The organism is Rhodococcus sp. NPDC057297, from assembly GCF_042667435.1.
GTDB lineage: Bacteria > Actinomycetota > Actinomycetes > Mycobacteriales > Mycobacteriaceae > Rhodococcoides.
Genome location: NZ_JBHUZE010000001.1, coordinates 799496 through 812199, shown reverse-complemented (window position 1 = coordinate 812199; position 12704 = coordinate 799496). Strand labels below are relative to the sequence as shown.

General features: G+C 62.7%; 13 protein-coding genes. 7 read left to right on the top strand and 6 right to left on the bottom strand.

The genetic code is table 11. The features are described from left to right. Nucleotides 1-60 precede the first annotated feature (60 nt). The 7 genes from ACFULT_RS03765 to ACFULT_RS03735 all read left to right on the top strand — a co-directional run bounded on the left by ACFULT_RS03765 (nucleotide 61) and on the right by ACFULT_RS03735 (nucleotide 6200). Nucleotides 61-462, top strand: a complete 402-nt coding sequence (locus ACFULT_RS03765) for a GntR family transcriptional regulator (RefSeq protein WP_094720084.1) — start codon at nucleotides 61-63, stop codon at nucleotides 460-462. Continuing rightward, nucleotides 459-1289, top strand: a complete 831-nt coding sequence (locus ACFULT_RS03760; protein ID WP_037139749.1) for an ABC transporter ATP-binding protein — start codon at nucleotides 459-461, stop codon at nucleotides 1287-1289. Before ACFULT_RS03765 ends, ACFULT_RS03760 begins: the two co-directional genes overlap by 4 nt. Then, complete coding sequence (locus ACFULT_RS03755) at nucleotides 1289-2338, top strand: ABC transporter permease (protein ID WP_378480641.1); 1050 nt, start codon at nucleotides 1289-1291, stop codon at nucleotides 2336-2338. The genes ACFULT_RS03760 and ACFULT_RS03755 overlap by 1 nt, the downstream gene beginning before the upstream one ends. Next, a complete protein-coding gene (locus tag ACFULT_RS03750; protein ID WP_052061860.1) occupies nucleotides 2335-3033 on the top strand; it encodes a phosphotransferase in 699 nt (232 codons plus the stop codon). Before ACFULT_RS03755 ends, ACFULT_RS03750 begins: the two co-directional genes overlap by 4 nt. Before the next feature lie 278 nt (nucleotides 3034-3311). Further along, entirely contained in the window at nucleotides 3312-3953 is a 642-nt protein-coding gene (locus tag ACFULT_RS03745) for a TetR/AcrR family transcriptional regulator (RefSeq protein WP_378480640.1), read from the top strand. Then, the gene (locus tag ACFULT_RS03740) at nucleotides 3950-5089 is read left to right on the top strand and encodes an FAD-dependent oxidoreductase (protein WP_378480639.1); all 1140 of its coding nucleotides are present in this window, start codon (nucleotides 3950-3952) and stop codon (nucleotides 5087-5089) included. Before ACFULT_RS03745 ends, ACFULT_RS03740 begins: the two co-directional genes overlap by 4 nt. Before the next feature lie 7 nt (nucleotides 5090-5096). Further along, nucleotides 5097-6200, top strand: a complete 1104-nt coding sequence (locus ACFULT_RS03735) for an NAD(P)/FAD-dependent oxidoreductase (RefSeq protein ID WP_378480638.1) — start codon at nucleotides 5097-5099, stop codon at nucleotides 6198-6200. Nucleotides 6201-6223: 23 nt separating this feature from the next. Here the strand turns inward: ACFULT_RS03735 and ACFULT_RS03730 are convergent, their stop codons facing one another. The 6 genes from ACFULT_RS03730 to ACFULT_RS03705 all read right to left on the bottom strand — a co-directional run bounded on the left by ACFULT_RS03730 (nucleotide 6224) and on the right by ACFULT_RS03705 (nucleotide 12696). Then, on the bottom strand, nucleotides 6224-7210 hold the full coding sequence (locus ACFULT_RS03730) for an NAD-dependent epimerase/dehydratase family protein (protein ID WP_378480637.1): 987 nt from the start codon (nucleotides 7208-7210) through the stop codon (nucleotides 6224-6226). A 45-nt stretch (nucleotides 7211-7255) separates the two neighbouring features. After that, the gene (locus ACFULT_RS03725) at nucleotides 7256-7729 is read right to left on the bottom strand and encodes a GNAT family N-acetyltransferase (RefSeq protein ID WP_378480636.1); all 474 of its coding nucleotides are present in this window, start codon (nucleotides 7727-7729) and stop codon (nucleotides 7256-7258) included. A gap of 63 nt (nucleotides 7730-7792) precedes the next feature. Next, nucleotides 7793-8611, bottom strand: coding sequence for a sialate O-acetylesterase (locus ACFULT_RS03720; protein ID WP_378480635.1), 819 nt, complete (start codon nucleotides 8609-8611; stop codon nucleotides 7793-7795). A gap of 10 nt (nucleotides 8612-8621) precedes the next feature. Next, nucleotides 8622-9845 carry a lipase family protein gene (locus ACFULT_RS03715; RefSeq protein WP_378480634.1) on the bottom strand — a complete coding sequence of 408 codons (1224 nt, stop codon included), beginning with the start codon at nucleotides 9843-9845 and terminating at the stop codon, nucleotides 8622-8624. Beyond that, nucleotides 9842-11401, bottom strand: a complete 1560-nt coding sequence (locus ACFULT_RS03710) for a cellulase family glycosylhydrolase (protein ID WP_378480633.1) — start codon at nucleotides 11399-11401, stop codon at nucleotides 9842-9844. The genes ACFULT_RS03715 and ACFULT_RS03710 overlap by 4 nt, the downstream gene beginning before the upstream one ends. Continuing rightward, entirely contained in the window at nucleotides 11401-12696 is a 1296-nt protein-coding gene (locus ACFULT_RS03705) for an acyltransferase family protein (RefSeq protein WP_378480632.1), read from the bottom strand. The genes ACFULT_RS03710 and ACFULT_RS03705 overlap by 1 nt, the downstream gene beginning before the upstream one ends. Between the last annotated feature and the right edge of the window lie 8 nt (nucleotides 12697-12704).

Here is a 12704-nt window from a genome sequence, read left to right as displayed (position 1 = left end):
GGTTGACATCGGCGCCGAGGTCTGTCACTAATTAACTACAACATTAGTGAAAGGGTGTTGGTGATCGAGTTCAGGATTGATCGGAAGTCGGGAATCCCGACGTACGTGCAGCTCGCCCTGCAGGTCAGACACGCTCTACGACGCGGCGACCTCGCCCTCGGCGACAAACTGCCCACAGCCAAGGACGTCGTGTCCACCCTCGCGATCAATCCCAACACGGTGCTCAAGGCGTACAAGGAGCTCGAACACGACGGTCTCGTCGAGGGCAGGCCAGGCCTGGGTACGTTCGTCGTCGGATCGCTGGCGAAAGCCGGGATGGCCGAAAAGAACGCCCTCGCAGGCGAACTCGACACCTGGGTGAGCCACGGCGCGAGCGCCGGACTCGACCGCTCCGATCTCCAAGCGCTCTTCGAGGCTGCACTCGACCGCGAATTCCCCGAACCGGAAGGACGACCGACGTGACCGAATCAGTGCTCGAGGTGTCGGAGGTGAGCAAATCCTTCCGCGGCACCACCGTCCTGGACTCGTGCTCCTTCGAACTGCAACGAGGATCGATCACCGCCCTCGTCGGATCCAACGGTGCAGGCAAGACAACCCTGATGTCGGTCATTGTCGGACTTCTGAGCCCCGACTCCGGGTCGGTCACCGTCCTCGGCAACACCGTCGGAGATCGAGGAATTGCACCCGGATTATCCTACCTCGCACAACACAAACCTCTGTTCGCCCGGTTCACTGTCGCCGAAATACTGCGATTCGGCCGCGCCACCAACGACATGTGGGACGACGCCTACGCATCGAGGATCGTCGACGAGGCGGGCATCGCAACCACCAGCAGAATCAGGACATTGTCGCCGGGCCAGAGGACTCGCGTCGCCGTCGCCCTCGTCCTGGGCAGGCTTCCGGAGATCGTCCTGCTCGACGAACCACTCGCCGATCTGGACCCGGCTGCCCGACGCGCAGTTGCGCAAACCCTGATGCGCGACGCCGCGGAACGAGGAACCACCATCGTGCTGTCCTCGCATGTGCTGGCCGAACTGGTCGACGTGGCCGACCGACTACTGTTGCTGCGCGGAGGTTCGATGCAGCTGGACGGAGAGACCGAGAACATCGTGAACGGACACTATGTGCACATCGATCCGGACCAGCCTCCGACCGGCGACATCGTCGGCTCGACAATCGGATCGACGTCGACCACCCATGTAGTGCGAGGTCCGCGTCCGACCGATGTGCGTACCTCCCCCGCCACGCTCGACGATGTCGTGCTTGCGTACCTCGGCGAGGTGAGCTGATGTTCTGGGTCACGTATCGCCAGTTTCGCGCTACTCTGCTCGGCACGCTCGGCGTCATCGCACTCGTGGGCGCCCTGTCACTTCTGGCGTCGCTCAGCCTTCGAAACTATGCCTTCGGCAGTTCGTTCGGTCAGCTCGACCTCTGCTACGGCACCGGATCTACCGCGTGTGTTGCCCAGACAACTCTGACTGCAACCACGTTGCTCACTGCCGCGCTACCGTTCCTCATCGGACTCTTCGTCGGAGTGGCAACGTTCTCCCGTGACATCGAGCGCGGCACTCACGTACTGTCGCTGTCTCAGTCAGTCGGCCGGCTCCGCTGGTACTTCTGCCGAGTACTGATCGTGTTCGTTCCCGTCGTTCTCGCGATGTTGGTGCTGGGAATCCTGTTCCTCAGGGTGCGCGCCACGAACAACGTGTGGTCGAGTTTCTCTGGGTTCGAGCACTCACGCTTCGTGTTTCCGATCTTCGAGACGTCAGCCCTTGCACCCGCCGCCTACACCCTGGCAGCCCTCCTGATCGGCAGTGCGTTCGCACTTCTCCTGCGGCACACCGTCGGAGCGATGGTGCTCACGTTGATCACCACCGTCGGGCTGCTGGTGTTGTTGACGGCAGGCTTGCGCCCGCACTACGCCACCCCGCTCGTCGAGGCCAGGCCACTGGTCGATGTTGTCACCACCGGTGAATACGTCGGCTACGGCTCCTCGTCGCGGTGGACAGTGGACTCCAACTATGTGGACGCACAGGGCAACAAGCTGACCATCGACTACAACGCGTGCAACGAAGACCAATCGTTCTACGAACAATTCGACCAAGATCCCGACGAAACGTACGCCGCGTACGAAGCTCGGACGGACGAACTGAACCGGCAACAGATCGCTCGCCGCGCCGACTGCCTGGCCGCCCAGGGCGCTGACCGATTCGAGGTCGAATACCACGTCGACAGCCAGTTCTGGAGATTCCAGGCGACGGAAGCTGCCTTGTTGCTGACGCTTTCCGCGCTTGTCCTCGGCGTGTCGACCCTGCTCGTCCGTCGCCTGAGGCCGTGACGTCCCTCGATACCAGCTGGCCGGGAATCACTCTCGATTCCCGCCTCGCAGGCGGATCACGAACCGAGGCGTGGACCGGTTTCTACGCCGGGTCCCGCGTGGTCGTACGGAAGTCGACACGATCGCCGGAATCTCGCCTCTGGGAATGGACGTTGCTGAACCATCTCGTGCAGCAAGGCATCGGCGTCCCGCACCTCGTTCGCACGGCCGACGGCCGGCTCGATCACGACGGTTGGCATGTCTACCCCTTCGTCACCGGAGAACACCCCGACCAGGATGACCCCCGACAGGCGGCTGCCCTGGCTGCGGTACACGCCGCCACCACCTCATGGCCGCAACGACCTGGGTCTGCATCGAGCGTGGACCTGCACCTCGGCGATCGAGGCGGCGACATCGACTTCGGTTCGATGCCAACGGAACTGGTGGCGACAATTCGCAATGCGTGGTCGCAGGCGGGGTCCGGGGTCACCAGTGTCGTCCACGGTGATGCCGGACCCTCCAACGCCATCATCGATGCTCGCGGCCGATGCGTACTGATCGATTGGGACGAAGCGCGTGTGGACCACACATTCTTCGACCTACCCTCAGGCCCGTTCGAAAAGCGGGCAGCGCTGGCGTGGGAGGTCGCTACGTGCTGGGGTACCGAGCCCGACTACGCTCGTCGACTTGCCACCAGGCTTCGGAGGCGGGAGTGATGTAACAATTGCGTCGATTACAGACGGTTTCCCGCCTGAGATCGACGCAACTGTCACACCACGCCCGACCACAGTCATTCAGGGTCCAGCGCCTTCCGTCCGGTGCACCGGAACGGTCCCCGCAAACAGGACGCCATCACCACGGAATGTCGACGGGACACGCCACCGGCTCGGCACCGTAACCGGACGCGGTGATCGAAGACATCGGCTCCACCCGTTGTCAACCGAGCTCCTGTGTGTTCGACTGGCATAAGTCACCACTTACTTACGGGGTCGCTATGGGTTCGGACACACGCGAGCGCATCATCGAGGCAGCCTTGAAGCTGTTCGGTGAACGAGGCTTCGCAGCTACGAGCATTTCCCAGATCGAGAGAGAGGCCGGCCTGTCGGCAGGAAGCGGCGGACTGTACCGTCACTTCTCCTCGAAGAAAGAACTACTCACAGAATCGGTTCGGGCACGATTGACGGACCGCTCGGAGTGGGAGGCGTTCCTTGCTCCGGAATTCTCCATCACCGCCATGATGGAGTCGCTGGCGCCTGGTGGATCGATCACCGACACTCTCGTGACGCTGTGTCACATCGGAATGGCTCGACTGGATCACGATCGTGACATCAACCGCCTTCTGCTGCGCGACAACTCAGTCGACCCCGACGTTCTCGATATCTTCCGGAGGGACGAGTACGAACTCATCACCTCTGTAGTGACGAAATCGCTGGTAGAGCTCTCGTCGGGCGCGCAGGAAGATTGGCGTTCAGCAGCCGCGGTAGTTGTCGGGGCCATCGTGCACTACTGGCTGGTCACCGACATCTTCGGCGGAACGCACCCCCTTGCCATCGACGCAGACTCGTACATGCGCGCTACCGCCGAACTGGTTGCCGCGCGGATCGAAACAGCCAGAACACCAAGGGGGACAGAATGAAAGACCTAAGCGTGATAGGCGGGGGTATCGCGGGACTCACCGCAGCCGTATCCTGTGCCGAAGCCGGATGGCGGGTGACGCTGTACGAGGCCCACAGCACGCTCGGAGGTCGAGGTAGGGCAACGGACGGTCCGTACACCTTCCACGACGGCGGACACGTCTTCTACACCGGCGGCAACGACTACCGTTGGTTACGTAGCAGGGGATTCGTCACGAATCTCGGCTGGCCATCTTTATCCGATCTGTCGCACATGGGGTTTCGTGTCGACGGAACTCTTCGTCGCACTCCGCCGGCTTCGATGCTTCGCGCGCTCTCCCACAGATGGCTCACTGCGTCGGTCGACGAGGATTTCGACACCTGGGCGTCCCGTAGATGGGGCTCGACAACTGCGCGTCAGATGAGCAGCGCGATTGCAGTCACTACGTACGACGCCGATACCGGTCGGTTGTCGGCCGCATTCGTGTGGAATTTGCTCCAACGAGTTCTCGGACCACGAATACCCACGATTCGGTGGGTGCGTGGCGGCTGGCAGAAGGTAATCGATCGCATGGTAAGCCGCCCCTCGGAACTGGGAGTTCGACTCGAAACGAGAAGCCGCATGGTGGAATTGCCACCCGGACCGACAATCGTCGCCACGGAGTTGGCCTCTGCACGCACATTACTCGGTGACCAGTCTCTCTCCTGGACAAGCGGGCACTGTGTCCTACTGGACCTCGCCGTCGAGTCCAGCAGGTCCGACGGCACAACTGTATTCGATCTCGACGAAGGCGGATTTCACGAATCCTATTCCATGTACGACGATTCCGTAGCACCCAGTGGTCAAAGCCTTTATCAGATGCAGATGCCCGTCCGGTCCGGCGAACTGCCGTCAGAGGCCAAAAACCGGCTGGAACGGTTCGCCGATTCGGTGACACCGGGGTATACGCACCGAACGACGTTCACGCGAAACGGATCGGCCAGAACTCGCACGGGCGCGGTCGACTTACCTGGATACACCTGGAGGGACCGACCGTCCATCCATCGAGGTGATGGCGTCTACCTGGTCGGCGACATGGTGGCCGCGCCAGGAATGCGTGGTGAGGTCGCTGTCAACAGCGCTCTGCTCGCCGCCCAATCGATCACCGGACAGAACTGAGCATCCCATGGTCCCCAAGGTCGTGATACTAGGAGCAGGGTACGCAGGAGTGAGTGCTGCCCGACGACTTGCTCGCGCAGACACCGCGGTGACGATCGTCAATCCGCGCCCGGAATTCGTCGAACGCATAAGATTGCACCAATTCGTGGTCGGCAATCACAGGGCCGTGCATTCTTTGCAGTCGGTACTCCCCGAATCAGTTGCACTTCGTCAAGGTTCAGCCACATCGATTGCCACCGCGGAGCATCGCGTTCGTCTGGTCGACGGCACTGAAATCGACTACGACTACTTGATCTACGCAGTCGGAAGCAGCGGTGCTGAAGTGATCACCGGGGCGGGAGAGCATGCCGTGCGATTGGCCACTTGGGAGGATGCTCTAGCCATGCGCAGTCGGTTGAACGCACTACCGATCGGCTCCACTATCACAGTTGTCGGGGGCGGACTCACCGCGGTCGAGGCCGCTGCAGAACTCGTGGGTGCCAGCGGGCACCGGATACGAATCATCACCGATGGGCCGATCGCGCACTCGGTCAGCGAGCGGGGGCGGCAGCGGATTCGGGATCATCTGACACAAGATGGGATCGACGTGATAGAGCACTTCCGAGTATCCGAGATCGGATCCGATGCTGTCACCCTGACGGATGGACGGGTGCTCGAATCTGACCTCACCGTCGATGCTTCCGCGGTGGCTGTTCCCCCGCTCGCTCGCGCGAGTGGTCTTGCAACAAGTCCTGAGGGAGCGCTCACCATCGCCGACACCCTCGTCAGCATCAGTGACTCCTCGGTCATCGGCGCAGGTGATGCAGTTGCACTTCAGTACTCACCGTTACGGATGAGTTGCCAGGCGGCGATACCTTCGGGCGTACACGCAGCTGAGACCGTGCTGCACCTCGTTGCCGGTACCGAACCCGAGCGGTTACGGAGGAAGTTCGTCGCACAGTGCATCAGCTTGGGCCGCACGAGCGCGCTCTTGCAAACCTCCAACTCGGACGATCGACCCCGCCCCCGGGCAATTCTTTCCGGACGGCCCGCCGCTGCTGTGAAGGAAGTACTCTGCCGGTCCACACTGCATTTCGGTCGAGTCGGTCCGGTCGACTTCAGCTGGTCCTGACAGCTCACCCTCGGTGTCGAACTTCACAGCGTGTAGGGACCGGTCGGCCTGTCGTGGTATCCCTTTCGGCCGATGGATACGGTCAGTTCGCTGAAAGGCTGCCTCCCTTCTGCCAATTGACGCAGGGCATAACCGAAATCGAACTTCGGTACCCACTCCAGGTCCCGTCGCGCTGCCGAGTTGACGTACACGCGATCGAGACCGGTGAACATCGTCCACCCAAGGCTGTCGTAGATCCGTTGGAAGTCCGGATAACGACGGGAGACCACCGAAGGTGCATCGGCTCGAAGATCGACTCGATCCGCTTGATCGAACGGGGTTGTCGCACTGACGATATAACGACCGAAACCGAGGCGAGGTGCGGCGAACAACGCACGCTCATGTGCATCGACTGCGTCGGCGATGTCGACCCGACGATAGAGCAACTCGTTGGTCTTGACATTCCGGTCATCGAACCTGCGAGCGATGTCCGATCTACCGTCGGCCTCGGGGAAGAAACGCGCAATCCTGAGCACGACCACGGGAAGGCCGTGGTCCTGATGGACCAGCCTGCAGATGTCCTCGGCCGCAGTCTTGGTCACCCCGTATATGTTTCGTGGCACCGGAACCACGTCCTCGGTGATCCACGACGCGGGCGCATCGCTCGACGGCGTCATCGCCCTGCCGAACGTCGTGGTCGAACTCGTGAACACGAACCTCCCCACACCCGCGGCAACCGATTCCTCGGCCACGACAAGGCTTCCGGTCACGTTCGTTGATACGAAATCTTCCTTGGTGTGGCTGACGACATGCGGCTTGTGCAGCGTCGCCGTATGCACGACCGCGTCGCAGCCCTGTACGGCGTCGCGAACTGCACGCCGATCGACGACAGACCCGACGTGCGTGGTCGTCGGAGACTGTGTGATGTCCAATCCGACAACATGATGTCCGCGCTCGGACAACACACGTACCAAAGCTTCCCCGAGATGCCCGGAACTACCTGTCACCAAGATGCGTAGACGGGGTTCCACGTCGGTGACCCTAGCGGCCTCGAACTGCCGACTCCACCTCTTTACTCACAGGGTCAACCGGTACCAACGGTCGGAGTACGCGCTCGGTGCGTACGGAGGTACTTGTCGGTAGCCGCGGCGCTCGTACAGCCGGCACGCTTCGACGAGGTCCGAGCGGGTGTCGAGTTGCACCGAGGTACATCCCGTCTGGGCTGCGAGAGTCTCGAGGTGATCGAGCAGCTCCGACCCCACGCCGGTTCCACGCGCACCAGGAAGGACGAACACCTTGGTGAGCTCCGCGCAAGCGTCATCGAGGAAACGAATTCCTCCGATTCCCACAGGTCGATCGTCGACGAGTACCGCGGCGAGATACCCGGAGGGCGCAGCCAGGTCATCGGCCGGTTCCGACGCTGATGCTTCGGCAATTTCCGATGACGTCGCGGGCCTGCGATACCAACGCGACACGATGTCGGTCATGTACTCGACGAGCAGTTTCGATGCGATCTCGCTGGTGGGGTCGATGCGTCGAATGATCCTCATCGTTCAAAAGTTACCTTTCATCCGATGAGATGGCTTCGATGGTCCAGTCGAGCGACACCGGGTTCAGATGGAGCTGAATGCCGCCCACATGCGTGAGCCCAGGTCACGCTGCCCCGCGGCGTTGTAGTGGATTTTCTCGGTTTCGCTGTTGTACAGGCCCTCCGGGCCGGGGACGAAGGCGACGCGGGGCCGACGGTGGGGGGTGTCTCGGTGCACGGCATCGATGACGGGATAGTCCTGGTGTCCCGACGCTATTTCGTCGGGAACCATCTGGCCGATGACGAAGGGTATGTCGCCGAATTCCTCTCGGACGGTGTCGATCACGCTGTCCAGTTTCTGTGCGTACACGGGCCCTGGTGTCAGCGGTACATCGGATTCGCCTTGGTGCCACAGCACTGCGGCCAGTTCGTTGCCGGGGTGCAGGGCGAGGGCGGATCGGATGCGCTCCATCCCGTTCCAGAACAGGTTGAGTCGGGCGGCGCGGTCGGCGGGGTCCCAGGTCACGCCGTTGACGCGCGCGAATGCCGAGTCGCCCCGTGCGTACGGGACCAACAGCACGGGCCGGCCCGTCGAGTCCGCGAGTTCCCTGGCGAAGACGGGTGCGAATCCGACTGCCTTGGAGGGAACTTCGTGGAACAGGGGGTCACATCCTGCAACAATCGTGTTCTTCGACTTCCCCGACGCAGCCCACTGGTGGACTCTCGGATGCGGCGCGTCGAGTCCGCTCATGTCCAATCCCACCCCGGCGCCGTGCGCGTTGGACTGCCCCAGGACGGCGATGACCAGGTACGGCTCGTCGAACACCGTGACGGGCAGACCGGTTCCCAGTCGCCGCTTGATCACGTCTTTGGCACGCACTTCGAGGTTCTTCAACAGTCCCACGGCTCCACCTTCAGTTGCAGTCGTCGACGGCGGGAGTGCCGGCGAACCGTTCACCTATCCAGTCGTTCACTGCGCCGCCGTCGACGTCGCCGTGTCCTTTGCCTGGTTGACGGTCGATGGTGATCACATCCCCCAGGAAACATGCCGTGGCGAGCGCCGCATCCGTCCATTCGGCGTCGATGTAGGTGTCCGCGTCTCCGTACACCACCAGCATGGGCGCCGACGCCTTCTGCTGCGGCACAGCCATCTGTTCGAGGTAGTACCGCAACAAGGATTCCGCGTCAGGCGTCTTCGGCGCGAAGTCACGAGCACCGATCCGTTCCGCCGCATCCGCACGTGCCGACGCCTGCGCCGGGGTGCAGCCGCTCAACGCAGCCCAGTCCTCGGCCGCCGATCCGCTACGGTACTGATCACGATCGAAGCCGGGGAACCTCCTGGCCAGAGATTCGATCACCCACTGCATCAACGGCGCTTGGTCGTCGGTCAGAGTGCCCTGTATCGCCTTGTCCACCAGGCCCACCATGTTCGCAGCCGGCGCCAGGCTGACCGATCCCAGCAGTTCGAGTTCCGGTGCGTATCCGGATTGTTCGTTCGCTGCCCACGCTGCACCGCCGCCCTGCGATCCACCGAACGCGACCCACCGGTTGGACACGTCGGGGAACGTATGCCGAAGTGCCCGAACGGCATCGATCATGTTGTAACCGGCAGTCGGGTTGTCCAGATAGTGGTGGACGCCCTCATGACCGAGACCTTGATAGTCGGTGATGGCCACGGCAAATCCGGCCGAGGTGAATCCAGCTGCCAACGCGGCACTTCCGAGCAGGTCCCGTGAGAGTGACGGCCCGCACGCGTTCTCGATTCCCGTGGTGCCGTGACCGAACGAGATGACGGGCCAACCGCCCTCGGGTGCATCTCCGTCGGGCACGAATACGCTCGCCGAGACCTCGGTGGCGCCGCCGTCACCGGACTGGGTGGACCGATACACCACGCGGGCTGCCTCGGAACCACGCTGCACCGCCGACGGAAGATTGGGCATGGTCTCCGCAGTGATCACCGACCCGGCTCCGGTACCGGGATCGGCAACGTCGATCGGCTCTGCGGGCCGAAGCTTCTGCGATTCCGCGAAGATCGCAGGCATGCTCGTCACCAGCGGTATCGCCGACGAACAACCCGTCAGCAGGACGGTCCCGAGTACCCCCGCTGTCCACGCCGCGTGAAAACGCGCAAGCCTCATCGCGACTCCACCGTCGCACCGGATTCGGGAGACCAACGGATGGTGCCGAATTCGAAATCCGACACGAGCATGTCGCCGTCCTGGTACTCATCGCTCACCGGGAAACCGAACTCGGGAGTCCACGCTTCCAGAATCGCTCCGCGTACGACGAACGTTCCGGTTCGGTCGCTGTGGAACACTCGTGCGCCACCGTCGACGTCCAGTTGCTGCATCCCTTGCACGTACGGGCCCGCAGGAAGATACCCGGATGCGAGTACCGCGGTGGACACGGCCGACGGCGATGCCACGTAACCCTGTTCGGTGCCGAAGAGAACGCCACCGGCGAACTGCTGCGCGAGGTACTTTCGTCCGATGCCGTCATGTGCCGGATACACCGGCGTCAGTGCTTCACCGAGGTAGTCGAACTCCTTCGACACTTCAAGCATCGCCAGATGTTCCGGGTCCGAGCTGAACCCCACCTCGATGGCTGCCACCAACGCCTCGTACGCAGGCTTCGCAGTGAAATCACGGTGCAGCACACCGAAATTGTCCTCGGGATTTGTCGATCCCGCCAGCCGATCACGAATTTCGTGCACGTACATCGGTCCGGCGAACGGCAACTGACTCCACTCGTGCACGAACGCCGTCATCAACTCACCCTGGCGAGCTTCGTCGATTCCGGCACCCTCGTCGGTCGGCGAGCCGAATTCCGTTGCCCACAGCTCCTTGTCGTCGTCGCCCCGCGCGATCATCTCGCGCCGCATGTCCGCGATCATGTGCAGAGCGCCGTCCGGAAACTGCTCGGTCCCGACGAGCGTCCCCGGGTACGAGTACGGATGCACCGACAGGGCGTCGAAATACCCATGGGCCCCTGCGTCGTACATGCGCCTGAGAAACGTGAGCCCGTTCATGGTGTTGTGGTTGTCGCCCACGGCACCGATCGCACCCCCGATCACCAACGCATCGGGATCGGCGGCACGAATTGCGCCGAACGCCTCACGAAGCATCTCCGCGTACAGCTCCGGATCGGCCCATGGAGCGAAGAACACCGATCCGTTCGGCTCGTTCCAGATCTCGTACGCCGTGACCCGGCCAGCGAAGTGCGCCGCGACACTGCCTGCGTATCGGCCGTATTCCTCCGCCGACGCCGGCTTGCTCGTCAACCCGAGGGCCGGGTCCGCCGCGGCCCAGTCCGGTGAGTAATCGAGAATGGCCAGGACGTCGATACCCCGGTCGAGTGCAGCGTTCACCACCCGATCCGTCGGCTCCCAGACTTCGAGTCCCCGTTCGGGTTCCAGGAGTGGCCACGCCACATCGAGCCGTAGGCGCGTCGAACCGGAGGCCGCAACGGCGTCCAGACTACGAGCGAGGTCCTCGTCGCTCGCCCACAGCAGTGGCGCACCTCCGGTGAAACCGATGGGACGCAGCGGAAGTGGATCGAGGGACGCAGGATCCGGGCCCTGCACGAAACCGCCGACGAGCGAGATGTCCACCGGTCGCGACCCTGCCACGTCCGGTGCACCGCAGCCGGTGAGCAGTAGCACCGCAGCGGACAGCGCCGCCCACGATCTCGGCACTACTTACCGGACTTGTACTTACGCGCCAACATCAACGCAGGCTTCTCGACGAGCCGGTACGTGATGGTGCCGAACAGGACGCTCACCGCCGTCACGACGACGAAGTTCCACAGCATCCCCACCGGACTGTCCCCGGCCATCCAGCCGAAGCGTCCCACCATGATCAGGACCGGAAAGTGCCACAGATAGACACTCAGCGAAATGGTGCCGACGTATTCGAGCGGCTTCCAGTCCGCACGTTCGGCGAGCTTCGACCTCTCGCCTCGCGCAAGGGGAGCGATGATGAACAGGATCAACAGTGCGGATCCGAGCGAGACGAACGTGGTCTGCCAGCGCGAGTTGTCGTCGATGAGCTTCAACGAGATGGCCGCAACGGGCAGCATCGCCAGGCCCGTCCACCACCGCATGTTCTTCGCGATCCAGCCTTTCAACACCCCGGTGTCGACGGCAACGAAAATGACAGCAGCTGCCATGCCGAAGGTGAAGTTGTCCGCAAGGGAGAAGAAGCTACGGCTGAGGACTGCAACCTCGTTCGGTCCCCAGTCCAACAGCAGCGGATCGGTGATTCCCGACGGCTCCACCCGGCTCGCGGTGTAGAGCTTGCCCGCGACTCCGATAGCGAACATCACCACGACGGGGATCAGCACGAGTACCGAGGCACTGATGTTGGTCCGGCGTGCGAGGTAGAACGCGATGCCGGTCAACAGCGGCAATGCGATGTAGAACATCAGCTCCAGCGTCAGCGACCACGATGGATTGATACCCGTCTGCAGCATCGACGGCACATAGGAGTGAACCAAGGTGAGGTTGCCGAGCAACGTCACCGGATCGGTGATCATGCCGAGCCCGGCGTCGGTGAAGTGTTCCTCGGCCACCGCCGCGTTCTCGGTGAACACCGCCCGCATCACGAAGTTCGCGAACAGGAAGATCACGATGTACGCCGGAAACACCCGCAGAATGCGGTGTACTGCATAGCTTTTGTTGTCCGGCATGGGTTTACCGGCGAAGAGCCGTCGGACCATCGGCAGAAAGATGAGGAAGCCGGACAGCGCGAAGAAGAAGATCAGACCTTGCCCGAGCAGGCCGAGTTTGTAGTTGGCCACCGTCACGGGGCTGTTGTGACCTCCCACGTGCACGGCGAGGACGCACAGGCAGGCGAAGCCCCGCGGGCCGTCCAAACCGAGGATCCTGGCCGGTCTCTTCGTTCCGGACGTCGAACTCGATGCAGTCGAACTCGGTGCCGTCGAACTCGGTGCCGTCGCTGCGGCAGCGGTGCTGTCCGGGGTTGCTGTCATGGTTGGGC

Coding starts and splice junctions, on each gene's coding strand:
- ACFULT_RS03755 (WP_378480641.1), top strand. CDS start 1,289: ATGTTCTGGGTCACGTATCGCCAGTTTCGCGCTACTCTGCTCGGCACG.
- ACFULT_RS03745 (WP_378480640.1), top strand. CDS start 3,312: ATGGGTTCGGACACACGCGAGCGCATCATCGAGGCAGCCTTGAAGCTG.
- ACFULT_RS03740 (WP_378480639.1), top strand. CDS start 3,950: ATGAAAGACCTAAGCGTGATAGGCGGGGGTATCGCGGGACTCACCGCA.
- ACFULT_RS03735 (WP_378480638.1), top strand. CDS start 5,097: ATGGTCCCCAAGGTCGTGATACTAGGAGCAGGGTACGCAGGAGTGAGT.
- ACFULT_RS03725 (WP_378480636.1), bottom strand. CDS start 7,729: ATGAGGATCATTCGACGCATCGACCCCACCAGCGAGATCGCATCGAAA.
- ACFULT_RS03715 (WP_378480634.1), bottom strand. CDS start 9,845: ATGAGGCTTGCGCGTTTTCACGCGGCGTGGACAGCGGGGGTACTCGGG.
- ACFULT_RS03705 (WP_378480632.1), bottom strand. CDS start 12,696: ATGACAGCAACCCCGGACAGCACCGCTGCCGCAGCGACGGCACCGAGT.